The sequence below is a fragment of the Serratia sp. NA_112.1 genome (genome assembly GCF_052691715.1).
This window is the reverse complement of record NZ_JBQZFO010000011.1, coordinates 43,623-65,636: the sequence shown is the minus strand read 5'-3', so window position 1 is coordinate 65,636 and position 22,014 is coordinate 43,623. Positions and strand designations below refer to the sequence as shown.

At 54.7% G+C, this 22,014-nt stretch carries 22 protein-coding genes, 1 tRNA gene and 1 pseudogene; 14 read left to right on the top strand and 10 right to left on the bottom strand.

The window, feature by feature from the left end:
* Positions 1–243 precede the first annotated feature (243 nt).
* The gene (gene glk / locus ACUTQ5_RS18420) at positions 244–1,209 is read left to right on the top strand and encodes a glucokinase (protein WP_445652475.1); all 966 of its coding nucleotides are present in this window, start codon (positions 244–246) and stop codon (positions 1,207–1,209) included.
* 64 nt (positions 1,210–1,273) lie between these two features.
* Here the strand turns inward: glk and ACUTQ5_RS18415 are convergent, their stop codons facing one another.
* The 4 genes from ACUTQ5_RS18415 to ACUTQ5_RS18400 all read right to left on the bottom strand — a co-directional run bounded on the left by ACUTQ5_RS18415 (position 1,274) and on the right by ACUTQ5_RS18400 (position 6,601).
* Positions 1,274–2,500 (bottom strand): L-lactate MFS transporter, encoded by a 1,227-nt coding sequence (locus tag ACUTQ5_RS18415; protein ID WP_261091220.1) that lies wholly within the window; start codon positions 2,498–2,500, stop codon positions 1,274–1,276.
* Positions 2,501–2,824: 324 nt separating this feature from the next.
* Positions 2,825–3,559 carry a LytR/AlgR family response regulator transcription factor gene (locus ACUTQ5_RS18410; RefSeq protein WP_445652413.1) on the bottom strand — a complete coding sequence of 245 codons (735 nt, stop codon included), beginning with the start codon at positions 3,557–3,559 and terminating at the stop codon, positions 2,825–2,827.
* Entirely contained in the window at positions 3,556–5,247 is a 1,692-nt protein-coding gene (locus ACUTQ5_RS18405) for a LytS/YhcK type 5TM receptor domain-containing protein (RefSeq protein ID WP_445652474.1), read from the bottom strand. Before ACUTQ5_RS18405 ends, ACUTQ5_RS18410 begins: the two co-directional genes overlap by 4 nt.
* A 109-nt stretch (positions 5,248–5,356) precedes the next feature.
* Positions 5,357–6,601 (bottom strand): DUF1479 domain-containing protein, encoded by a 1,245-nt coding sequence (locus ACUTQ5_RS18400; RefSeq protein WP_445652412.1) that lies wholly within the window; start codon positions 6,599–6,601, stop codon positions 5,357–5,359.
* A gap of 188 nt (positions 6,602–6,789) precedes the next feature.
* On the opposite strand from ACUTQ5_RS18400, the gene ACUTQ5_RS18395 reads away from it, so the two are divergent.
* From ACUTQ5_RS18395 to ACUTQ5_RS18385, 3 genes are all read left to right on the top strand, one after another.
* Positions 6,790–7,329, top strand: coding sequence for a GNAT family N-acetyltransferase (locus ACUTQ5_RS18395; RefSeq protein WP_445652411.1), 540 nt, complete (start codon positions 6,790–6,792; stop codon positions 7,327–7,329).
* Between the two features lie 121 nt (positions 7,330–7,450).
* Positions 7,451–8,686 (top strand): alanine transaminase, encoded by a 1,236-nt coding sequence (gene alaC / locus ACUTQ5_RS18390; protein WP_445652410.1) that lies wholly within the window; start codon positions 7,451–7,453, stop codon positions 8,684–8,686.
* 108 nt (positions 8,687–8,794) lie between these two features.
* On the top strand, positions 8,795–9,319 hold the full coding sequence (locus ACUTQ5_RS18385; protein ID WP_445652409.1) for a cytochrome b: 525 nt from the start codon (positions 8,795–8,797) through the stop codon (positions 9,317–9,319).
* A 66-nt stretch (positions 9,320–9,385) separates the two neighbouring features.
* Here ACUTQ5_RS18385 and ypdK read toward each other — a convergent pair whose 3' ends face one another.
* On the bottom strand, positions 9,386–9,460 hold the full coding sequence (gene ypdK, locus ACUTQ5_RS18380) for a membrane protein YpdK (protein ID WP_112349011.1): 75 nt from the start codon (positions 9,458–9,460) through the stop codon (positions 9,386–9,388).
* Positions 9,461–10,163: 703 nt separating this feature from the next.
* The gene (locus ACUTQ5_RS18375) at positions 10,164–10,604 is read right to left on the bottom strand and encodes a hypothetical protein (protein WP_445652408.1); all 441 of its coding nucleotides are present in this window, start codon (positions 10,602–10,604) and stop codon (positions 10,164–10,166) included.
* A 491-nt stretch (positions 10,605–11,095) separates the two neighbouring features.
* Between ACUTQ5_RS18375 and mltB the strand changes: the two genes are divergently transcribed.
* Positions 11,096–12,181, top strand: coding sequence for a lytic murein transglycosylase B (gene mltB / locus ACUTQ5_RS18370; protein WP_445652407.1), 1,086 nt, complete (start codon positions 11,096–11,098; stop codon positions 12,179–12,181).
* Positions 12,182–12,431: 250 nt separating this feature from the next.
* Here mltB and ACUTQ5_RS18365 read toward each other — a convergent pair.
* The 4 genes and pseudogenes from ACUTQ5_RS18365 to ACUTQ5_RS18350 form a co-directional block, all read right to left on the bottom strand.
* Positions 12,432–12,759, bottom strand: a pseudogene (locus ACUTQ5_RS18365) (porin); the annotation flags it as partial.
* A gap of 50 nt (positions 12,760–12,809) precedes the next feature.
* Positions 12,810–13,349 (bottom strand): DUF2058 domain-containing protein, encoded by a 540-nt coding sequence (locus ACUTQ5_RS18360; RefSeq protein ID WP_445652406.1) that lies wholly within the window; start codon positions 13,347–13,349, stop codon positions 12,810–12,812.
* A gap of 186 nt (positions 13,350–13,535) precedes the next feature.
* Positions 13,536–13,610, bottom strand: a tRNA-Arg gene (locus ACUTQ5_RS18355).
* Between the two features lie 129 nt (positions 13,611–13,739).
* A complete protein-coding gene (locus ACUTQ5_RS18350; RefSeq protein WP_445652405.1) occupies positions 13,740–14,669 on the bottom strand; it encodes a formate/nitrite transporter family protein in 930 nt (309 codons plus the stop codon).
* Positions 14,670–14,920: 251 nt separating this feature from the next.
* Between ACUTQ5_RS18350 and ccmA the strand changes: the two genes are divergently transcribed.
* The 9 genes from ccmA to ccmI all read left to right on the top strand — a co-directional run bounded on the left by ccmA (position 14,921) and on the right by ccmI (position 21,988).
* Positions 14,921–15,553 (top strand): cytochrome c biogenesis heme-transporting ATPase CcmA, encoded by a 633-nt coding sequence (gene ccmA, locus ACUTQ5_RS18345; protein ID WP_445652404.1) that lies wholly within the window; start codon positions 14,921–14,923, stop codon positions 15,551–15,553.
* Positions 15,553–16,212, top strand: coding sequence for a heme exporter protein CcmB (gene ccmB, locus ACUTQ5_RS18340; RefSeq protein ID WP_153859612.1), 660 nt, complete (start codon positions 15,553–15,555; stop codon positions 16,210–16,212). Before ccmA ends, ccmB begins: the two co-directional genes overlap by 1 nt.
* 118 nt (positions 16,213–16,330) lie before the next feature.
* Positions 16,331–17,068: a heme ABC transporter permease gene (locus ACUTQ5_RS18335; protein ID WP_153860942.1), complete on the top strand. Its 738-nt coding sequence runs from the start codon at positions 16,331–16,333 to the stop codon at positions 17,066–17,068.
* Positions 17,065–17,301 carry a heme exporter protein CcmD gene (gene ccmD / locus ACUTQ5_RS18330; protein ID WP_445652403.1) on the top strand — a complete coding sequence of 79 codons (237 nt, stop codon included), beginning with the start codon at positions 17,065–17,067 and terminating at the stop codon, positions 17,299–17,301. The genes ACUTQ5_RS18335 and ccmD overlap by 4 nt, the downstream gene beginning before the upstream one ends.
* On the top strand, positions 17,298–17,792 hold the full coding sequence (ccmE, locus tag ACUTQ5_RS18325) for a cytochrome c maturation protein CcmE (RefSeq protein ID WP_445652402.1): 495 nt from the start codon (positions 17,298–17,300) through the stop codon (positions 17,790–17,792). Before ccmD ends, ccmE begins: the two co-directional genes overlap by 4 nt.
* Positions 17,789–19,759, top strand: coding sequence for a heme lyase CcmF/NrfE family subunit (locus ACUTQ5_RS18320; protein WP_445652401.1), 1,971 nt, complete (start codon positions 17,789–17,791; stop codon positions 19,757–19,759). The genes ccmE and ACUTQ5_RS18320 overlap by 4 nt, the downstream gene beginning before the upstream one ends.
* Positions 19,756–20,307 (top strand): DsbE family thiol:disulfide interchange protein, encoded by a 552-nt coding sequence (locus tag ACUTQ5_RS18315; protein ID WP_037423648.1) that lies wholly within the window; start codon positions 19,756–19,758, stop codon positions 20,305–20,307. The genes ACUTQ5_RS18320 and ACUTQ5_RS18315 overlap by 4 nt, the downstream gene beginning before the upstream one ends.
* Positions 20,304–20,777 carry a cytochrome c-type biogenesis protein gene (locus ACUTQ5_RS18310; RefSeq protein ID WP_445652400.1) on the top strand — a complete coding sequence of 158 codons (474 nt, stop codon included), beginning with the start codon at positions 20,304–20,306 and terminating at the stop codon, positions 20,775–20,777. The genes ACUTQ5_RS18315 and ACUTQ5_RS18310 overlap by 4 nt, the downstream gene beginning before the upstream one ends.
* Positions 20,777–21,988, top strand: coding sequence for a c-type cytochrome biogenesis protein CcmI (ccmI, locus tag ACUTQ5_RS18305; protein WP_445652399.1), 1,212 nt, complete (start codon positions 20,777–20,779; stop codon positions 21,986–21,988). The genes ACUTQ5_RS18310 and ccmI overlap by 1 nt, the downstream gene beginning before the upstream one ends.
* The last annotated feature ends 26 nt before the right edge of the window (positions 21,989–22,014 follow it).

The window sequence follows — 22,014 nt, the reverse complement described above, 5'->3', positions numbered from 1 at the left end:
TATTTCCGGCCGGGCGTGAAGGCCACAGCCGGTTAATAGTGCCTTTCTGTCATGATGGTTAACAGTGACCATGGCGCGTTTTTTGCCGCAATTTGTTTCAGATGGGGATGAAAGGGTTGGCTGAAACGTTTTTTGTGATCCGGATCGCTAATGGATGGCCGAGCAGAGGATGGTGATTGTTGTTTTTGCAGCGGGATTTTACAGTGTGGGCAGCTTTCTATTATTCATTTCGCGGAGAAAATACTGATGACTTATGCCCTCGTAGGTGATGTAGGCGGCACCAATGCCCGCCTGGCGTTGTGCACTGTGGCGACGGGTGAAATTACCCAGGCGAAAACCTATTCCGGCCTGGAGTTTGACAGCCTGGAGGCGGTAATCCGCCAATATTTAAAAGATCAGGATATCCAGGTGCAGGACGCCTGTATTGCCATTGCCTGTCCGGTCACTGAAGACTGGGTGGCGATGACCAACCATACCTGGGCATTTTCGATTAAACAGATGCAGGCCAGTCTGGGGCTGAGCCATCTGGAAGTGATCAACGACTTTACCGCCGTGTCGATGGCGATCCCGATGCTGTCGCAAGACGATGTATTGCAGTTCGGCGGTGGCAGCGCGCAGAAAGGCAAACCTATTGCGGTGTATGGCGCCGGAACCGGTTTGGGAGTGGCACATCTGGTGCACGTTAATCGTCGCTGGGTGAGTCTGCCGGGCGAGGGCGGCCATGTTGATTTCGCACCGAACAGTGAAGAGGAAGATATCATTCTGGAGGTATTACGCGCTGAAGTGGGCCATGTGTCTGCCGAGCGCGTACTGTCCGGGCCGGGGTTGGTCAATCTTTACCGCGCTATCGTCAAATCTGATAACCGTCTGCCGGAAAAGCTGGAGCCGAAGGACATTACCGAGCGCGCCCTGGCCGACAGCTGCATCGACTGTCGCCGCGCCCTGTCGTTGTTCTGCGTTATTTTGGGGCGCTTCGGCGGCAATCTGGCGCTGAACCTGGGCACCTTTGGCGGCGTTTACATAGCCGGTGGCATAGTGCCGCGCTTTATGGAGTTCTTCAAAGCCTCTGGCTTCCGTGCGGCGTTCGAGGATAAAGGGCGCTTCAAGGATTACGTGCACGACATTCCGGTATTTATGATCACCCACGGGCAACCCGGTTTGCTGGGTGCCGGCGCTCACCTGCGCCAGACGCTGGGTATGCATTTGTAATCATCGCAGCAATAAAAAAAAGGGGCGCAACCGTTAAGTTGCGCCCCTTTTAGCGTTTAAGACGTTAGGCTTTTGCCAGATCCGCCTGCGAGAAGTGTTCTTCTTCCAGCGCTACCGCTTTCGGTGCCTTGATGAACAGGGTGATTATCAGGGAAGCCACTGACAGCACGCCAATCACGATGAAGGTTGCATGGAAGCCGCCGAAGTATTTGGCGACAAACGAACCGGCCAGTGCGCCCAGACCGAAGCCCTGATAGATGATGCCGTAGTTTTTGCTGTGGTTTTTCAGGCCGAAGAAGTCACCGACAATCGCTGGGAATACGGTGATGTTGCCACCGAAGCAGAAGGCGACGGCACCGACGCAGATGAAGAACAAAGTGTGGTTCAGGGTCAGGAAGCTCAGCGCCACAATCGCCAGTACGGTAACCAGCATGGTGAAGCTGATGACGCGCATGCGGCCCACTTTATCGGACAGCGTACCCAGAATGATACGGCCCGCGGTGTTGAAGATAGCGACGGCAGAAACGGTGTTGGCGGCGGTAGCCAGGTCCATCCCGGCCAGTTGTACGCCCATGTCTTTCACGATGCCAATCAGATACAGACCACTCATACAAGCCGCGAAGAAGATGATGAACAACAGGTAAGCTTCTTTGGTCGCCAGCATTTGGCGGACGCTGAAGTCATTGCCCAGGCCGCTGGTCCCTTGCTGTGCAGACTGGCTCACCAGTACCGGTTCTTTCAGCAGCAGAGAGCCCAACACAATCAGCGCCATCACAATGGCACCCCAGTAGAAGAAGGCAGAGGACACACCAACGTCGGCAATTAGCGCGGCGTTAACGTATTTGAACAGTAGGCTACCGCTACCGAAAGCCCCGACCGAAATACCGGAGATCAGCCCTTTGTTGGCCGGAAACCATTTGATCAGGTTGGACAGGGTAGAGATATAAGCGATACCTACCGCGAAACCAACCACGACCCCAGCCAGCAGATAAACCATATTCAGTGAGCTGACGTAGGCGCTGGCAATCAGGCCCAGACCCACCAGGATACCGGAGCACAGGGTCAGGTTACGGATCCCGAAGCGTTCCTGCAGTTTGCCGGCAAATAAAGTGGCGAAGGCCAGGAAGAAGCTGGTGATGGAGAAGGTAGTGGCGACGTCAGCGAGGCCCCAGTGGAACTTGTCGACCAATGGCTGGTTGAACAGGCTCCAGGTATAGATAGTACCGAGACCCATCTGGCAGATGATGGTACCCAGAACGATTAAGCTGCGATTTGCCGGTTTGGTGTTCATGGCCGGGCTCCTTCCTGTGTGTGCATTGTCGGGCGTTAGCCGTTGGCTGAAATTTACGGGCGCTGTCTTGAACCCCGCGGTATGGGCATATTATATGGCTGGTAGTACCAGCCGGCGGCGGATCGGGAATGAGTTGCACAAGGGAAGGAATGAAATGCCTCTGACGACGCATGAGTTGCCGTTTTAAGGCTTAAAAGGGGATGAAATGCAGCAGGTGGCGCGTGATCTAAATCAAGAATGTTAGCGATTTATCGCCGCTCGCCCGCAGGCGATCGCGATAATCACGGTCATTATTGGACGGTAGCCGCTGGTAACGGCTATTGATTATAAACGCATCAGTTTGCGAAACTCTTTCACCTTGCTGCGGCTGACTGGCACTTCAAAATCCAAATCGCTCAGCCGCAGAATATAAGTGTTGTTGAACCAGGGCACTATCTCGCGGATTTTAGACAGATTGACGCAGTAGGAACGGTGACAGCGGAAGAAATGCTCTTCAGGCAGGCGACCGTAAAACTCGGTCAGGTTCATCGGCATCACAAACTCTTCACGCCGGGTATAAACCCGTGTCACTTTTTCATCGGCGGCGGCATAGTAAATGTCATTAATGTCGGTAACGATGATCCGTTCGTCTTTAATCAGGTTAATGCTGTGGCTGCTGCGATTTGCTGCGCTGGCCTGCTCCGGTAACGTGGCGGGGCGGTTATACAGTGCCTCCAGCTTTTGCAGCATGGTGATGATACGCGCTTCGTGATAGGGCTTGAGGATATAGTCAAAAGCCTCGATTTCGAAGGCCTCCACTGCATGCTCTTTATAGGCGGTGATAAACACAATAGAAGGGCGGTGCGCGAATTTGCTGATGTTCTGCGCCAGCAGTACCCCGTCCAGTGACGGGATATTGATATCGAGAAAAATGGCGTCAACCTGATGGGTTTGCAGGTATTTCAGCACGTCGAGCCCGTCCTCGAAGGTGGCTTCGATGACGATATTGCTGTGTTTTTTAATCAGATAGCTGAGTTCTTCCTGCGCGAGGAACTCGTCTTCAACGATGATGGCTTTCATAGTGGCTCCCCGCCAGGCAATCTGCTGTTTTCCACCGGCAGTTTGCCGCCATTTTTGCTGATGTAAAAGGCAATTTCGGTGCCCGGTTCCAGGCGACGGATGCGTAGCCCTTCGCCGTACAGCAGGGATACCCGGTGATGCACATTCAGCAGACCGATGTTGTGCCCTGGCATCTCGTTGCGGGCCACCCGTTCGATGACCTGCGGGTCGATGCCATGGCCGGTATCCTTGACTGAAATCCTGACCCGGTCACCCTGATCTTTCACCGCAATCACCACCACGCCCTTGCCTTTGCAGGGTTGGATACCGTGTACGATGGCGTTTTCCACCAATGGCTGGATCAGCAAGCTGGGGATGCGTACCGAAATATCGTCATCGATGTCATAAATCACCGTCAGTTTGGCACCGAAGCGTGCCTGTTCGATGGCAATATAATCCTGGATTTGGTGCAACTCCTTGCGGATGTCGATGAATTCGTCATTCAGCTCCAGGTTATAGCGCAGGTAGCGTGACAGGTTGATTATCAGTTGGCGTGCGGTGTCCGGATTGGTACGGATCGAGGACGAAATGGCGTTGAGCGCGTTGAAAAGGAAATGCGGGTTGATCTTGCTTTGCAGGGCGCGCATTTCCGCTTTGTCTGCCATCTGGCGCAGATGTTCAATGCGCGAGACTTCCATTTGGGTGGAGATAATTTGCGACAGGCCGACCGCCATCACCTTTAGCGTATTGGTGATCTGATGGGCGTGGCAGTAGTAAATTTTCAGCGCGCCGGTCACTTCGCCTTTCTCCCACAGCGGGATCACCAATTGTGAGTGGATCTGCGGCGTGGCCGGGTTTTCAAGGTTGTTTTTGATAATGATCTTGCCGTGCCGGATGCTTTCACGGGTCACGCGACTCAGGCCTTCGCGGCCAATCGGGTAGGCTTCTTCACCCACCCCGACATAGGCCAGCACCTGATGGGTATCGGTGATGGCTACCGCATCGGCCTGAATATCCTGGCGAATGATATCGCAGATGGTGGCCAGCGTTTCACTGTTGATATTGCGAAAATAAGGCAGCGTTTTGCGGGCAATATCCAGCGCCAACTTGGCCTGGCGGGCCGCGATCACTTCTTTTTCATCTTCCACGCTCTGCACCAGCAGCACGATCAGGCCAATACATACCGTGCCGAGGATCATCGGCAGGGCAATTTGGGAGACGATATCCAGCCCCAGCTCGGTCGGCTTGGCCCATAGTACAATCAGCAGCATGGTCAGGCATTCACACAGCATGCCGCCGATGATCCCGGCACGCCAGCGCTGCTCTTTCTTCACCTTCAGGTTGATATATCCGGCACCGATCCCGGCAATGATGCTGGTGATCAGGCAGGGAACCGAGGTAATGCCATCGATATCTATCAGGTAGCGATGCACTCCGGCAATGATACCGGTAATAATCCCCACCCAGGGGCCGAACAGAATGCCGCCGGCCATGATGGCGATCACCCGCACGTTGACCAGCGAACCTTCAACGTTAACGCCGGAATAGGTGCTGAACAGGGCAAACAGCGAGAAGATGGCGGTGACCATGGCCAATTCCAGCGGCGTATGGTCTTCTTTTTGCAGCAACTGGCGGAACAACCGGGTGCGGGTGAGGAAAAACAGGCAGATCAACATCAACGCGGCGCGATCAAATACCGCTAACAGCATTTCAAAAAAGGGGTGCACGGCGGGCTCTCGCTGCGGCGGAAAGATACGGGGAGTATATCACAGCGAATGGACCCCGTGACGGCCAGGCGGCGAGCCACGGGGCAGCGTATTATTTAATGCCCAACTGTTCCTTGCCGAGCGGTGTCAGCAGGTCAACCGTGGCCCGGCCGACGAAGTCCACTTCGAAATCATCAGGGGCGAAATCCGGCGGGGTTTTGCCGGCGATAAAGCTGGGCAGTTGACGTTGCAGATAGGCATCGTTTTTCTCGCAGCCCGGTGCGGCAGCGATATACATTACGTTGCTGTCGAATTCGCCGTTATGCTCATTTTCCACCGCGTGGATCACGTCGCAGTGCCAGAAAACCGTGTCACCCGGCTCTAAATCGGGAATAGGGGAAATCCCACTGATTAAAAGGGGATGCCATTTTTCGGAGATCGAAAGTGCCCGGCCAGGGGCGGCATCGCACAGGTCATCATCGGCGACGTCATCCTGCAGCGCACGCAACAGTACATAAGCCATGGCGTTGGCCACCGGCACCAGGTTCAGCGTGCCGGCATGGGTACGCTGCGGCGTCAGCGCCGTCCAGCCCTGGAAGGTGCGGAACATCGAGCATACTGCCGGTGAAGCGATTTCACGTACTTCGGTACGGCCGTCGGCGGCGAAGGGATCATAATCCTGCCAGTTGCCGGAGAACACGTGCCGATAAACATAGCGGAAGTTCTCATCCAGCCAGCGTTCAATGGTGCCGCTGTCTACGTGTGGCGACAGGCCCAGCGAAGAGGAGTTCGGCGGACGACGACGGGTGCGATCGGCGTAAGTGGCGACGCGTGTCGGATCAAAATGCTGTTTTCCGTTGCTTTCTGTTTCCCACAGGCTGTTAAGGAATACCTGAACCGCGTGCATACGGGCGTCCTGGCGGGCTTCCACCTGCGGTTTTGACCAGTAAATGCCGTAGATTTGTGGTTTGCTGGCGGCCAGCTTGCCGAAGTAGTTGTCTTCGGCGGCCCCTTTCAGGCGTTCGACGAAGTTGTTGCGGTCAAGATAGTCGCCAATCTCCCGGTTCCAGGCATCGGCCTTGGCGCGGGGGAAAACACCACGGATGGCGCAGGCACCGCGCTGTTTGATCAGCGCTTTTTGCTGTTCGTTGACGCGCTGTTGCAGAATATCTTCGGCATCGATTTGCGGCACCGGGTTTTGGCCGGCGGCCAGCTCCTCGCGGATTTGTTCGACCTGCTGACGGATGTTGTCTTCCAGTGCCAGAAAGGTCTCGCGGTAATTCGGTAATGCCTGACGCAGTTGTTGTTTGACAGTTTTAATTGCACCTGGAATATCGTCAATCTGTAAGGAAGCCATGGTGTTCTCCTTGCGCTGCGGGTGGGCAACGACAGACGGTTGTAGGGGAGCGGGTAAGGCGTTATGGTTTTGTTGTTTTGACGTTAATTATTATCTGGATTTAATAGAGGAAAATAAAGGGATATCTTTCATTCGTAACTTCCTCATTTTCGCTTTTCGAAGCTCCCCATTTTTAGGAGACAGAAGCAATGAAGTTGGTCACTGAGCGTTTGACCCTGGAGTCGTTGACAGCCGACGATTGGCCGCTGTTTTTAAGCCTGTATCGGGATCCTGATGTGATCCGTTACATCTCCGACCCGTACAGCGAGGAGGGCATCATCAGTCGTTTCGAGGCTCGACTGCCAACTTGGGACAAGCATTCGGATCAATGGTTGTGCCTGGTATTGCGAGAGAAAGAAAGCGGAGCTGTGGCGGGCATGACCGGTTTTCGTCCTATGTGGCTGCCGCATCAACAGGCGGAAGTGGGTTACGCCTTGCTACCGTCCGCGCAAGGTAAGGGTTATGGCAAGGAATCACTGCGCGCGGTGCTGGACTTTGGCTTTAACGCCTGCGGTTTCCATAAGCTGACCGCGGCGGTGACCGCAGGCAATATCGCTTCGCGCAGGTTGCTGGAGTCCTGTGGTTTTCTGCTGGAAGGTACGCTGCGTGATAACTATCGCCTGGCGGGGCAGTGGTGTGATGACTGGCAGTTCGGGCTGCTGGCGAGGGAATTTAAGGCCGGAGAATAAAAAAGTGGCACTGGCTATCGACAAGCCTGCCGAGGCTGGGATATGTTCAATATCCGGTTAATCTTTAGGTTGACCAGCGTCGCTCGGATGGTCCGGGCGCTAACGTTTCTTCGAGGTATCTATGGCTGATAAAAGTCCGCAACGCCGTTTCACGCGTATTGAACGTCTTCCCCCTTACGTATTCAACATCACCGCCGAACTCAAGATGGCTGCGCGCCGTCGTGGCGAGGATATCATCGATTTCAGCATGGGTAACCCCGACGGGCCAACCCCGCCGCATATTGTGGAAAAGCTCTGTACCGTTGCCCAACGCGACGATACCCATGGCTACTCCACTTCGCGGGGGATCCCGCGTTTGCGCCGTGCTATTTCACGCTGGTATGCCGATCGCTACCAGGTGGAGATCGATCCCGAAAGCGAAGCCATTGTTACCATAGGTTCAAAAGAGGGGCTGGCGCACCTGATGCTGGCAACGCTCGACCACGGTGATACCGTATTGGTGCCGAATCCGAGCTACCCGATCCACATTTACGGCGCGGTGATTGCCGGTGCTCAGGTACGTTCGGTGCCGCTGGTGGAGGGCGTGGATTTCTTTGGTGAGCTGGAGCGCGCCATTCGTGAAACCATTCCACGCCCAAAAATGATGATCCTCGGCTTCCCGTCAAACCCGACCGCCCAGTGCGTAGAGCTGGACTTCTTTGAACGCGTAGTCGCGCTGGCTAAACAGTACGACGTGCTGGTAGTCCACGATTTGGCCTATGCCGATATCGTTTATGACGGCTGGAAGGCACCTTCGATTATGCAGGTGCCCGGCGCCAAGGATATCGCGGTGGAGTTTTTCACCCTGTCGAAAAGCTACAATATGGCAGGCTGGCGTATCGGCTTTATGGTCGGTAACCCGGAGCTGGTCAACGCGCTGGCACGGATCAAGAGTTATCACGATTACGGCACCTTCACCCCGTTGCAAGTGGCTGCTATTGCCGCGTTGGAAGGCGATCAGCAGTGCGTGCGGGATATTGCGGAACAGTACCGCCAGCGCCGCAATGTGCTGGTGAAAGGGCTGCATGAAGCGGGCTGGATGGTGGAAAATCCGAAAGCGGCGATGTACGTCTGGGCCAAAATTCCCGAGCCTTATGCGCATCTCGGTTCACTGGAGTTTGCCAAACGTTTGTTGGCGGAAGCCAAGGTGTGCGTATCGCCAGGCATTGGCTTTGGTGACTATGGTGACACTCATGTGCGTTTTGCTCTGATAGAAAATCAGGATCGCATCCGTCAGGCGGTACGCGGCATCAAAGCCATGTTCCGGGCGGATGGGCTGATTAAACCGGCCAAGAGTAGCCCGGCCACCGCTAAATAATCGCCTCAGGCCGGCGTATTCACGCCGGCTTTTTTCTCGTCGCTAAGGCTTTCTTCATTTTTACCCATTATTCTCTAATAAGATTTTCTTTATTTATCGGGGGAATATATGGGGAACCGTTACGCGAATTCACAAATTGTGTTGCACTGGTTGACGCTGTTGATGGTGATCCTGACTTACGCGGCGATGCTGCTGAAGGATTCGGTGCCGGATGACATAGCGCCATTGATAAAAAATCTGCATTTTAACTTTGGATTGACCGTCTTTTTACTGATGCTAATTCGGTTAGGATTGCGTCGGCGGCATGGCACGCCAGCGACTACACCGCCGCTTGAAGAATGGCAGGAATGGGGAGCCAAAATTTTCCACTGGCTGTTGTATCTGCTGTTCCTGTCTTTACCTTTACTGGGGGTGTTGACGCTGGCATACGGCGGGAAGGAATGGGTACTACTGGGTTGGCAGGTGCCGCAGTTCGTTACGCCGGATCCGCTGTTGCGTCGGGCCATCAAAAGTACTCACGAGACCCTGGCCAATACCGGTTACTTTATCATTGGCGCACATACGCTGGCGGCGCTCTACCATCATTATCTGCGTAAGGATGATACCCTGCGCCGCATGCTGCCGGGGAAATAGCTCCACTCAGAAACAACAAAGGGGCGCATCTGCGCCCCTTTATCTATATTCCCGGTTATGCCTTGGTTATGCAACCATCAGCATAAAGGTGCCAATCCATGTAACTAACATGAATGAAACGCCAAATACGAAATATTTCACTGAACAACTCCCTTCTGGAGTCCCTCGCAAGCCAATGATCCCGATTGTTGTGCTGAGTATTTTTGGATAGTCAGTGGTGGAGAGGCGGATCCTTCAATAGGAAGAACAACGTCCTTGACCACAGATTATCCGGTTGTCGTGCTTCAAAGTCCGTGAGGTAAAACATGAACCACGACAGGATCGGCGTTAATGTACTCCCAATATCAGCCTGATTACAATACTGTGTTTTTGATCACACTTTTTGACGGTTTTTTAACCAGGCATGACTGTTTCTAAACGATTTTTATTTCTCTTTTTTATCAGGGAAAAAAGGGAATAGCCCGCTTCAGCGGGCATCGATTGCTGCAAAGCTCTTTGCGGTTAAAAATCGTGTTCCGGCGGCCAGTAAAAACAAAGGATTCTGGCTTCTGGTTTATCCCAAACATCCGAAAACCACGTTTTTCGGGTGTTTGTCATCAGTCTGAGCCCGCTTCAGCGGGCTTTATTATTATGTTTGCTGTGATGTTATGAAAGGGATCAGGCGACGGTGCTGGCACCGGTCAGCAGGATGGCCCAGAAGACAAGGCAAGACAGCAGAATTACGGCCCAGATATTGCGGCGGCTCCACTCCATTTTTAGCCTTCACTTTTTGCTCTTTATGATTCGGTAATGAACACATCGGCGAAAAATGGAGAACATTTAGCCCTCGAAAAAAATATTTTTCTTATTGCTGGCGGATCTCTGCTACCGAGGTTTGTACCTCATACCCTAACAGGTAAAGAGCCTGTTCCAGCGCTTCTACCTTGGAGGCATAGGCAACATCCAACAGGCGGTCCATTTGACCAGCGTTAAAGCCCAATTTACGCGCCAGACTGGCTTTGGAAGTGCTACCGGCCAGCATAATGTTATGCAACTCGAGTTTGAGTTTAACCAGCACCGGCAGGTGGATCGCCAGCTCATCCGGCAAGGCACGAGAAGGGGCCGGTACCGGGCGGCCTTCCTCCATTTCCAGCGCGATGGCAATCAGCAGGCTTTCCTGTGCTTCCAGCTCGATGTCCTCGCGTTTATAGCAGGCGGCCTGCTGCTGAGGAAAATCACGAAACTGAATCTGCCAGGCGTCGCTTTCGTTATCAAAGGCGTAGTGGGCGGGATAGTGGCAAGACATGGTATTTCCTGTTTGGGCCGGAAGTGGTGCGGCATTGTGACCGCTTGGCCCGCAGATAGCCAGTGTTGCGCCTGGTGAGATGATATACCCGTCATCTTTCAAGTTGCAGCGTTGTTATCTGCACTCAATTATGTGGCCCGTCCATGGGCCACACCCCTTTTAGGGGCCGCTGCCAGCAGCGTTCAAATCTGCTCCCGGCAGATTTGTCACCCCAGTTACTTACCTGAGTAAGCGCCTGGGGATGAGCGAGATGGTCGCCTAGCTGCAACTTGAAAGCTATAGGGTATAGTTGTTCTCATTGGCGTCAGGGATTGGCTGACGTTGGTGCGGCTGCTTACCCTAAGTCATTCGTCGTTTCTGTGTTTCCCATCACGTTTTTTATAGTTTTGGCTTGTGGAGGTGTGATCGGCGACATAATCCAGTTTGTTCGTACCTGACAATGGATTAACATAACCCACACTTATCACTGGCCTGGCTTATATGGATATCCGATGCGTCATTTAGTTGTTCTTCTCCCTCTGCTTACCTTACTCACTGCCTGTAGCAGCGGGCCGAAGTCGACCCCAGCCACGCCTCAGGACAACACCGTGAAAGGCGGTTTTCTGCTGACGCCAGCGCATTCCAGTCAGCCGTTGGGGGGCGATTTTGCCAACAACCCGAACACTGCTCGTTTTATCGATAAAATGGTGCAGGAACACGGTTTCGATCGCCAGCAGTTGCATGACGTGCTGGCCCAGGCCAGGCGGTTAGACTCTGTACTGCGGTTGATGGATCGTCAGGCGCCGACGCCAACTACCCAGGCACCGTCCGGCCCTAATGGTTCCTGGCTGCGTTACCGCAATAAGTTTATTACGCCGAATAACGTGCAAAACGGCGTGCAGTTTTGGAATCAGTATCAGGACGCGCTGCAGCGTGCTTATCAGGCCTACGGTGTGCCGCCGGAGATTATTGTCGGCATTATCGGCGTTGAAACCCGGTGGGGCCGCGTAATGGGTAAAACCCGCATTATCGATGCGTTGTCTACCCTGGCGTTCAACTATCCGCGCCGTGCCGATTACTTTGCCGGCGAGCTGGAAACCTTCCTGCTGATGTCACGTACCGAAGGGGATGATCCGCTGGAGCTGCGTGGTTCCTTCGCCGGTGCCATGGGTTACGGTCAGTTTATGCCGTCCTCGTTCAAGAGTTACGCAGTTGACTTCAACGGCGACGGCCACATTAACCTGTGGGATCCGGTGGATGCCATCGGCAGCGTCGCCAACTACTTTAAAGCACACGGCTGGACCAAGGGTGAACCTGTGGCCGTGCCGGCCAGCGGCCAGGCGCCGGGGTTGGAAAATGGCTTTAAAACCCGTTATTCGGTTGCCAGTTTGTCGGAGGCCGGGTTGACGCCGCAAGGGTCGCTTGGTGGCAATCAGGAAGTCAGCCTGCTGCGCCTGGATATGGGGACCAGCTACCAGTATTGGTACGGTTTACCCAACTTCTACACCATTACCCGCTACAACCACAGTACCCATTATGCGATGGCGGTGTGGCAGTTGGGCGAAGCGGTGGGCCGCTCGGCACGCGGCGGATTCTGATTGAGTTCCAAAACCTAAAAAGGCCGCTTCCGCGGCCTTTTTAGGTTGCTGACAAAGCAGGAAAAAGCGTGGTTTTTCCTGCTTTGTGGTGAGCAGCCGAAAATCAATAAATTGATTTTCTTGATTTTTATTTATCGGCCTCTACTCGCTCTGGGCAGGAATGAGGTTTGTCATCAGTCTGAAAAGGCCGCGGAAGCGGCTTTTTTACGTCGCTAGCGATTAGAAATCGTAATGCAGACGCACCAGCGTCATATCGCCTTACCGGCACGGCGTAACCGGCCAGATATTCAAGACCCCAGGCGTCACCGGCGAAGTAGTCGTTAACGTTGGCTTTTCTGGTGGTCAGGAAGTTGTTGTACCAGCCGCCGCCAAAGGTTAGTGTCACCCAATGAACCGCCGCCCTCGCGCTTGTAGCGCAGGCCATTACCCGGCAGGTACTCATTGTCGCTGAACAGGTAAGAGGCATATACATCCGCATCGCCGAAGGTATTTTTGTACTTCAGCATTTTACGTGAACGGTAAGAACCGTCGTAATCCCCGTTGATGCCGTTCCCCGGAGCCTGGGCCAGCATGTCGTAAATAATAGGCCGTGATATACGGCAGGAGTGTGATAGCAATACGTTCTTTTTTACCACATCAAATCATCAGGGACGACAAAGTCGGCATAAGGATCTTCTTCATCTTTAGCTTCCTTGCTGAGTTCTGCGCTCAGCACTATATAGCTCGCATCTCGTTGTGCAATTTTATCGGCCACGATCGCGGGTATAATAGCATATTCACTATCAACCCCATTATCCGCAACCAGACGCGCAATGGCGAGACGGCCATTAATTAACTGAGCCTGCGTCGTTTTATCGACATCGATATTTTTAATTAAATTATTGTCTGTGAAGTTATAGCTAATGCTTCCCTTTGCAATAACGATCCTGTTCATTTCAATTAACTGCTTAACCTGAGCTTTATACTCTTTAGATAAAGCGGCTTGTTTTTGTTGCTCACTTAGCTGTTTATCACGTTCGATTTGTGCCTTTTTATTGACCTCGACCGCCTCTCTGGCCTCACGAGCCTGAACGCGCGATTTTTTAGCGGTTTTTTGCACCTTCGCCAGTTTCTTACTGTTGACCAATCCGGCTTTAAGCATCTGCTCTTGTAATGTGAGTTTTGTCATGTTCGTTTCAAAATCGAGTAAATAGTATCTGCGATTATACCTTTAATCCTGGAATCTGTGCCAGATTGTGGGCAGTGCTCACGCATCATGCTGATAACAAGGGAGGAATTTAGGCGACGAAAATGACTTAAGGCTATGTGTGACGTGGTTTCTGCGGATTTTGATAACAGAGAGTCGATAGGCTTATGGTGTCCCCGACTGGAATCGAACCAGTAACTAGCCCTTAGGAGGGGCTTGTTATATCCGTTTAACTACGGGGACGCTGCGGGCTGGCAACCTGAGGCTGCCGGGGCAGTATACCTTTTTTTACCCGCAGAATAAGCGCTTAGCGGTGCGTTTGCTCATTCCATCGCCAATATGCACTGATTTTTGCGTGCGTGCTGATCGCGATCACGGTTTTCTCGTCCTGGCGGTCTGTTTTTCTGCCTCCAGCCGCGCTGCTTTATTTTTATCGCTCATATCATTGCGGATCTGCGCATGGCTGATTAACGCAAAGATGAAGGTGCCGCCGATAATGTTGCCGGCTAGCGTCGGAATGGCGAACGGGTAGATAAAATCTTGCCAAGGGATCACACCGCTAAACACCAGATAAAGGATCTCTACCGATCCGGCCACGATATGGGTCAGGTCACAGATCGCCACCAGATAGGTCATCAGGACGATCACCCAAATCTTGGCGGCCCCGGCGGAAGGGAACATCCACACCATGGTGGCGATGATCCAGCCGGCCAAAATGCCGTTGGCGAACATTTCTGACGGCGAATTTTGCATCACCTCTTCCGACAGGCTAACGAAGGCAGTGCGGGTGTTGTCGTCAAAAATCGGCATATGGATAAACGCCAGTGACACCAGCCCGGTGCCAATCAGGTTACCCAGCAACACCACGCCCCACAGGCGGAATAGGATGATGAAATTTCTCGGCGTCGGTTTGTGCATGATCGGCAGCACGGCGGTTACGGTGTTTTCGGTAAACAGCTGCTGGTGGGCCATAATCACGATGATAAAGCCAAAGGTGTAGCCAATATTCTCGATAAAGAAGCGGCTGGGATCGTCCGGCAAACGGGCGTGAAAAATACCCTTCGCCATCAGTGAGGCCCCCATTGACAGCCCGGCGGCCACCGCCGACCACAGCAAAGCCAGCCAGTCACGCTCCAGTTCTTTTTCACCCTCCATGCGGATCTGTTCATGCACCGCTGCTGCGCGTGAGGGCAGGTTTTGTTCCTGGACCTCGATTTCGCTCTTGCCTTGTTCCTGCTCTTTGCTCTCCACCTGCAGATGATCGTTGTTTTCCGTCTTCGGGCGCTGTTGTGAGTCGCTCATTATCTGCTCTCTCCTTAAACGGCTGCCGGGCCACGGATTAAGCATAGCTGGCGCACCGGTAGGCCGAAAGCCAGGTCGCACATTGCAGAAAAAAGTAACAAGAGTTTAACGCCGCCGGTTTTTTCTGCGCATTATTGATCTGGGGCGCAATATTACCCCTATTGGAGTAGCTGAGTACCCTGCGGCGGGCTACGTGCCGCAGATGGCTTATGCTATGATCGCTATCCCAAAGAAAATTATGAGTTCTCCCGATGCTGGAAGCCAAAAATCTGAGTTGCGTCCGCGACGAACGCACCCTGTTTAGTGCGTTAAGCTTTACGGTGAAACCGGGCGATATTATTCAGGTGGAAGGGCCGAACGGCGCGGGTAAAACCAGCCTGCTGCGCATTTTGGCGGGCCTGGCGCGGCCAGAGGGCGGTGAAGTCAGCTGGCATGGGAAAAATACGTTGCGCCATCGTGAACGTTACCATCAGGATTTGTTGTTCCTTGGCCATCAGCCGGGGATTAAAACCATGTTAACGCCCTTTGAAAACCTGCAGTTTTACCAGGCGGTGAATAGCGTTCCTGACCGTCAGGCCATTTGGCAGGCGCTGGAGCAGGTAGGATTAGTGGGCTATGAGGATTTACCGGTGGCGCAGCTTTCCGCCGGGCAGCAACGCCGGGTAGCTCTGGCGCGTTTGTGGCTCAGCGACAGCCTATTGTGGATCCTGGATGAGCCGCTGACGGCCATCGACAAGCAGGGCGTGGCTGAATTAATTAGCCTTTTTGAGCAACATGCGCAGCAAGGTGGCATGGTATTGTTGACCACCCATCAGGATTTGGCCGGCGTAACGCAGGCGGTAGGTAAAATCAGCCTGACGGAAAACCGCATGGAGACTCTTTGATGTTTTTGACCGTATTGCGCCGTGAGCTGAAGATTGCCTTTCGCAAAGGGTCGGAAATCGTTAATCCGCTGTGGTTCTTCCTGATCGTTATCACGCTGTTTCCGTTAGGGATTGGGCCGGATCCGCAGTTACTGGCGCGTATTTCGCCGGGGATTATTTGGGTCGCTGCGCTGCTGGCGGCGTTGTTGTCGCTGGAGCGTTTGTTTCGCGATGACTTTCTTGATGGCTCGCTGGAGCAACTGCTGTTGCTGCCGACGCCGCTGCCAATGACGGTGTTAGGCAAAGTGTGTGCTCACTGGGTGGTAACAGGGCTACCCCTGTTAATTCTGTCGCCGCTGGTGGCGTTGCTGCTGTCGTTGGATATCAATACCTGGCTGGCGGTGGCATTTACATTGCTGCTGGGCACACCGACGCTGAGTCTGATTGGCGCTATCGGCGTGGCGCTGACCGTCGGGCTGCGCAAGGGCGGCGTGCTGCTGAGCCTGCTGGTGTTGCCGCTGTATATCCCGGTGTTGATATTTTCCACCGCGGCCATCGATGCCGCCTCTATGGGGATGCCAATCGAGGGGTATCTGGCGATTCTGGGTGCCATGCTGGCGGGCAGTATCACGCTGGCACCGTTCGCTACCGCAGCAGCGCTGCGAGTAAGCGTACACTAGCTAACATATTGAAATGCGGGTTAACGCCATCAAGAGCCTGTTCCACCGCACCAGTAATTTTCGTCGCTTTGGTCAACAGGGCGGCCACCGTATAAATTTACCGTGAGCAATGACGACAATGTGGAAATGGTTACATCAGTTTGCCCAGCCTGAACGGCTGTATCGTGTCTGCGGCCGCTTTATCCCCTGGCTGGGGCTGGCCGGAACGGCCTGTCTGCTGCTGGGCTGGGTATGGGGTTTTGGCTTTGCGCCCAAGGATTATCAGCAGGGCGACAGCTTCCGCATCATGTATATCCATGTCCCGGCCGCCATGTGGTCGATGGGGATCTATGGCTCCATGGCGGTAGCGGCATTTATCGGCCTGGTGTGGCAGATGAAAATGTCCGATACGGTGGTGGCGGCGATGGCACCGGTCGGCGCGGTATTTACCTTTATTGCCCTGGTTACCGGTTCTGCCTGGGGCAAGCCGATGTGGGGCACTTGGTGGGTGTGGGACGCACGCCTGACCTCCGAGTTGGTGTTGCTGTTCTTGTATATCGGCATTATCGCGTTGTACAACGCCTTTGAGGATCGCCGCCTGGCGGGCCGCGCCGCTGGTATTCTGGTATTGGTGGGGGTGGTGAACATCCCGATTATTCATTTCTCGGTCGAATGGTGGAACACGTTGCACCAGGGGTCGACCAATATGCAACAGAGCATCGCGCCAAGCATGCGCACCCCGCTGCGCTGGGCGATCCTCGGCTACCTGCTGTTCTTTATTACTCTTACTTTGATGCGTCTGCGCAATTTGATTTTGTCTCAGGAAAGTCAGCGTCCATGGGTCGCCGGGCTGGTCAATAAGGAGCGCCAACCATGAATGCCGCATTTACTTCCTGGCAGGCGTTTTTCGCCATGGGGGGCTACGCCTTCTACGTCTGGCTGGCAGTGGCCGTTACTCTGCTCTCACTATTGGGGCTGGTGGCGCACACTTTCTGGCTGCGTCGGCAATTGCTCGATGAGATCGGCCGCCGTCAGGCGCGCGAACGGCGCATTCGTCAATCGCTGCAGTCGAAACAAAAATCCGCCAACCCGCGGGAGAAATCATTGTGAATCCACGTCGTAAAAGTCGCCTGTATCTGGCGATCCTAGTGCTGATCGGCGTTGCGCTTACCGCTACCCTGATGCTATATGCGCTGCGCTCCAACATCGATCTGTTTTATACCCCGAGCGAAATTCTGCAGGGCAAGGGCGAAAATCATGAAAAGCCGGAAGTGGGCCAACGCCTGCGAATCGGCGGCATGGTGATGCCGGGTTCGGTAAAACGCGATCAGAAAACGCTGCAGGTCAGCTTTAAGGTTTACGATGCGCGCGGTGCGATCGACGTCACCTACACCGGTATTTTGCCGGACTTGTTCCGTGAGGGGCAGGGTGTGGTGGCGCAGGGCGTATTGGGCGAAGGTAATGTGGTCAATGCGCGTGAAGTGCTGGCGAAACACGATGAAAAATACACCCCGCCGGAGGTGGCCGACGCGATGAAAGAAAACCATAAGGGGCCGGCTTCGGCCTATACCCCCCCGCAGAACGAGGGCGCTAAATCATGATGTCGGAAACGGGAAGTTTTCTGCTGTGTCTGGCGCTGGCGATTTCGCTGCTGCTGAGTATTTATCCGCAGTGGGGCGCTGCACGTCAGGACCGCCGCATGATGGCGGTGGCGCGTCCACTGACCTACGGCATGTTTGCCGCTATCGCGCTGGCGTTCATCTGTCTGGTGTATGCCTTCGTGGTCAATGATTTTACCGTGGCTTATGTGGCTGCCAACTCCAACACGCAACTGCCGGTGTATTACCGCATCGCCGCCACCTGGGGCGCCCATGAAGGGTCACTGCTGCTGTGGGTGTTACTGCTCAGCTGTTGGTCATTGGCGGTGGCGTTGTGCAGCCGTGCGATGCCGCAAGACGCGGTGGCGCGCGTGCTGTCGGTGATGGGCATGATTACCGCAGGTTTCCTGCTGTTTATTATCATGACCTCCAACCCGTTCACCCGCACCTTGCCGAACTTTCCGATCGACGGTAGCGATCTCAACCCGCTGCTGCAGGATATCGGTCTGATTTTCCACCCACCACTGCTGTATATGGGCTATGTCGGTTTCTCGGTGGCCTTTGCTTTTGCCATCGCTTCACTGATGGCCGGCCGGCTGGATACCGCCTGGGCACGCTGGTCGCGCCCCTGGACCACGGCGGCCTGGGTGTTTCTCACCATGGGCATCGTGCTGGGTTCAGCCTGGGCTTATTACGAACTGGGCTGGGGCGGCTGGTGGTTCTGGGATCCGGTTGAGAACGCTTCATTTATGCCGTGGCTGGCCGGTACGGCGCTGATGCACTCGCTGGCGGTGACCGAAAAACGCGGGACTTTCAAGGCCTGGACAGTGCTGCTGGCGATTACCGCCTTTTCGCTGTGCTTGCTGGGCACCTTCCTGGTGCGTTCCGGCGTGCTGGTGTCGGTACACTCCTTTGCCTCCGACCCGGCGCGTGGCATGTTTATCCTCGCCTATCTGGTGATTGTGATCGGCGGTTCTTTGCTGCTGTACGCGGTTAAAGGCGGCCAGGTGCGCAGCCGGGTGCAGCATGAAACCTTCTCGCGTGAAACCTTCCTGTTAGGCAACAACGTACTGTTGATTGCCGCGATGCTGGTGGTGTTGCTGGGCACGCTGTTGCCGCTGGTGCATAAACAGCTTGGCCTGGGCAGTATTTCTATCGGCGAGCCGTTCTTCAATACCATGTTTACCTGGCTGATGGCCCCGATGGCGTTGCTGATGGGCATCGGCCCGTTGGTGCGCTGGCGTCGTGATGAACCGACCAAGCTGTGGCGTCGTCTGAGCGTGGCGCTGGTGATTACGCTGGTGCTGTCAGTGCTGCTGCCGTGGCTGCTGCAAGACAGCATCGCCGGTATGACGGTGGTGGGGCTGATCATGGCGGTTTGGGTGATTATCCTGACGCTGATGGAACTGCACGAACGTGCTACCCATCGCCACGGTTTTTGGCGTGGCCTGAGCCATCTTTCCCGCAGTCACTGGGGCATGGTGCTGGGTCATCTTGGCGTCGCGGTGACGGTCATCGGTATTGCCTTTAGCCAAAACTACAGCGTGGAACGCGACGTCCGCATGAAGGCTGGCGACAGCGTGGATATCTATAACTATCACTTTGTGTTCCGTGATGTGCACGATATCCGTGGGCCAAACTATACCGGTGGCGTCGGTATCATCGATGTCACGCGCAACGGCAAGCCGGAAGCGACGCTGCGCGCGGAGAAACGCTACTACAGCGTGGCGCGCAGCATGATGACCGAAGCGGCCATCGACGGCGGTTTCAGCCGTGACCTGTATGCGGCACTGGGCGAAGAGCTGGACGACGGCTCCTGGGCCGTGCGGTTGTACTATAAACCCTTCGTACGCTGGATCTGGTTCGGTGGCGTGTTTATGGCGATCGGCGGCATCCTGTGTATTCTCGACCCGCGCTACCGGATGAGCAAAAAACTCAAGCGTGAAGGCAAGCTGGAGGAGCAGGCATGAACCGTAAGCTACTGTTTATCCCGTTAATCCTGTTCCTGCTACTGGTGGCGGCGTTCATGGTGCAATTGACGCGCAACGCCGGTGGCGAAGACCCGACCATGTTGGAATCGGCGTTGATCGGCAAGCCGGTGCCGGCTTTCAAGCTGGAATCCCTCGACCAGCCTGGCAAGACTTACGATCAGGCAGTGCTGCGCAATGGCAAACCCATGCTGCTGAACGTCTGGGCCACCTGGTGCCCGACCTGCCGTGCCGAGCATCAATACCTCAATACGTTGGCCGCACGCGGTATCCGCGTAGTGGGGCTGAACTATAAAGACGATCGCAGCAAGGCGGTGACCTGGTTGAATTCACTGGGTAACCCTTATGCGCTCAGCCTGTATGACGGCGACGGCATGCTGGGGTTGGATTTGGGCGTGTACGGCGCGCCGGAAACTTTCCTGATCGACGGACAAGGCATTATTCGCTATCGCCACGCCGGAGATATGAACGAGCGCGTTTGGCAGCAGGAAGTGCTGCCGCTGTACAAAAAATATGGGGGTGAGGCATGAGGCTGTTGACCCTGATATTTGCCGCGTTACTGAGCTGGAGCGCGGCTGCGGCTATTGATACCTATCAGTTCAAATCGGTGGAGCAGGAACAGCAATACCGTGAACTGACCGAGCAGCTACGCTGCCCGAAATGCCAGAACAACAGTATTGCCGATTCTAACGCCATCATCGCGGCGGACATGCGTACCAAGGTGTATGAGCTGATGATGCAGGGGCAGAGTAAGCCGCAGATCATCGATTATATGGTGGCGCGCTACGGTAATTTCGTCACCTATGAGCCGCCAGTGACCCCGGCGACGCTGATCCTATGGGTCGGCCCGTTGCTGTTTGTGCTGATCGGCGGGGCGGTAGTGATACTGCGCACTCGCCGTCGCCGCGCCGGTGCTGCTAACGCTAACGATGAATTCTCCGAGCAGGAGCAACAGCGTTTGGCAGCGCTGCTGAAAGAGACTGACAGGAAGAAACTCTAATGGCTTTTTGGCTGATTATTATTGTCTTGCTGGTTGGCGCTGCGGCGTTACTGGTGGTGCCGGCGATGCGCCAAAGCGACAAAAGCACTGCCGCTAGCCGCGATACGCTGAATAAAGCGTTTTATCAGGATCGTCTGCATGAGCTGGAGCAGGACGAACAGCAGGGGGTGGTTGCTGAACGCCCTGAACTGGTGAAAGAGTTGCAGCAAAACCTGCTCAATGATATCCCCGGCCAGCAGGATACGCAGGAGAAACCCATTAACCGCTGGGCCTTGGTACCCGGCGTAGCCTTGCTGGTGGTGGTCACCCTGGGGTTCTATCTGAAAACCGGTGGGCTGGCGCAGGTATTGGAGTGGCAACAGGTCGAGGCGCAAATGCCGGATCTGCGCGCGCGCGTCGCTAATGAGCGCGCCCAACCGTTGAGCATGGAAGAGATTGCTCGCCTCGGGCTGGGGCTGCGTACCGCGTTGCAGCAGGACGATCGCAATATCAACGACTGGATGATGTTGGGGCGCGTCGGTATGGCGCTGAATAACGCCACCACCGCCACTCAGGCATTTGCTCATGCTTATCAACTTGATCCGAATAGTCTGGAAGTCCGTCTCGGCTACGCAGAAGTCTTGACGAGATCCAACGATCCGGAGGATAACAAGCAGGCCACTCAGATGCTGCGTAAGATGATCGCCGAAGATCACACCAATATGCGCGTGCTGAGCCTGCTGGCGTTTAATTCCTTCGAACAGGGTGATTTCAAGCAGGCGATTGGTGCCTGGCAGGTCATGCTGAAACTGTTGCCGGCCAATGATCAACGCGCCGAAGTGATAAAGCGCAGTATTGAACAAGCAAAAACCCAGGTGAACGGAGAAACTGTTAAACTTGGTGTTAACGTGACGTTATCGCCGCAGGCGAGTAACGCTTTGCCGCAGCAGGGTACGCTGGTAATTTCAGTGACCGATGGCACCAATCCAGTGCCGGTGGCGGTAAAACAACTGCCCTTAAGCCGTTTCCCGCAGTCGTTTTCTCTGGATGATAGCAACGCCATGATGCCTGAACGCCTGCTTTCGGCTCAGCATCAGGTCAAGGTGCGGGTGCGGATTTCTCAGGACGGTCTGGCCACGCCACAGCCGGGTGATTGGTTCGGTGAGAGTGCGCTGCAGAATTTCAGCGGTAAAGAGCAGATTGACGTTCAGATAAACAAACAGGTCCCTTAAATAAAAAGACCGAACGTGTTTTTATG

What these genes read in the sequence shown, in the direction of transcription:
- ACUTQ5_RS18415 (WP_261091220.1), bottom strand. Translation starts at nt 2,500, where the DNA reads ATGAACACCAAACCGGCAAATCGCAGCTTAATCGTTCTGGGTACCATC.
- ACUTQ5_RS18410 (WP_445652413.1), bottom strand. Translation starts at nt 3,559, where the DNA reads ATGAAAGCCATCATCGTTGAAGACGAGTTCCTCGCGCAGGAAGAACTC.
- ACUTQ5_RS18405 (WP_445652474.1), bottom strand. Translation starts at nt 5,247, where the DNA reads ATGCTGTTAGCGGTATTTGATCGCGCCGCGTTGATGTTGATCTGCCTG.
- ACUTQ5_RS18400 (WP_445652412.1), bottom strand. Translation starts at nt 6,601, where the DNA reads ATGGCTTCCTTACAGATTGACGATATTCCAGGTGCAATTAAAACTGTC.
- ACUTQ5_RS18395 (WP_445652411.1), top strand. Translation starts at nt 6,790, where the DNA reads ATGAAGTTGGTCACTGAGCGTTTGACCCTGGAGTCGTTGACAGCCGAC.
- alaC (WP_445652410.1), top strand. Translation starts at nt 7,451, where the DNA reads ATGGCTGATAAAAGTCCGCAACGCCGTTTCACGCGTATTGAACGTCTT.
- ACUTQ5_RS18385 (WP_445652409.1), top strand. Translation starts at nt 8,795, where the DNA reads ATGGGGAACCGTTACGCGAATTCACAAATTGTGTTGCACTGGTTGACG.
- ACUTQ5_RS18375 (WP_445652408.1), bottom strand. Translation starts at nt 10,604, where the DNA reads ATGTCTTGCCACTATCCCGCCCACTACGCCTTTGATAACGAAAGCGAC.
- mltB (WP_445652407.1), top strand. Translation starts at nt 11,096, where the DNA reads ATGCGTCATTTAGTTGTTCTTCTCCCTCTGCTTACCTTACTCACTGCC.
- ACUTQ5_RS18360 (WP_445652406.1), bottom strand. Translation starts at nt 13,349, where the DNA reads ATGACAAAACTCACATTACAAGAGCAGATGCTTAAAGCCGGATTGGTC.
- ACUTQ5_RS18350 (WP_445652405.1), bottom strand. Translation starts at nt 14,669, where the DNA reads ATGAGCGACTCACAACAGCGCCCGAAGACGGAAAACAACGATCATCTG.
- ccmA (WP_445652404.1), top strand. Translation starts at nt 14,921, where the DNA reads ATGCTGGAAGCCAAAAATCTGAGTTGCGTCCGCGACGAACGCACCCTG.
- ccmB (WP_153859612.1), top strand. Translation starts at nt 15,553, where the DNA reads ATGTTTTTGACCGTATTGCGCCGTGAGCTGAAGATTGCCTTTCGCAAA.
- ACUTQ5_RS18335 (WP_153860942.1), top strand. Translation starts at nt 16,331, where the DNA reads ATGTGGAAATGGTTACATCAGTTTGCCCAGCCTGAACGGCTGTATCGT.
- ccmD (WP_445652403.1), top strand. Translation starts at nt 17,065, where the DNA reads ATGAATGCCGCATTTACTTCCTGGCAGGCGTTTTTCGCCATGGGGGGC.
- ACUTQ5_RS18320 (WP_445652401.1), top strand. Translation starts at nt 17,789, where the DNA reads ATGATGTCGGAAACGGGAAGTTTTCTGCTGTGTCTGGCGCTGGCGATT.
- ACUTQ5_RS18315 (WP_037423648.1), top strand. Translation starts at nt 19,756, where the DNA reads ATGAACCGTAAGCTACTGTTTATCCCGTTAATCCTGTTCCTGCTACTG.
- ACUTQ5_RS18310 (WP_445652400.1), top strand. Translation starts at nt 20,304, where the DNA reads ATGAGGCTGTTGACCCTGATATTTGCCGCGTTACTGAGCTGGAGCGCG.
- ccmI (WP_445652399.1), top strand. Translation starts at nt 20,777, where the DNA reads ATGGCTTTTTGGCTGATTATTATTGTCTTGCTGGTTGGCGCTGCGGCG.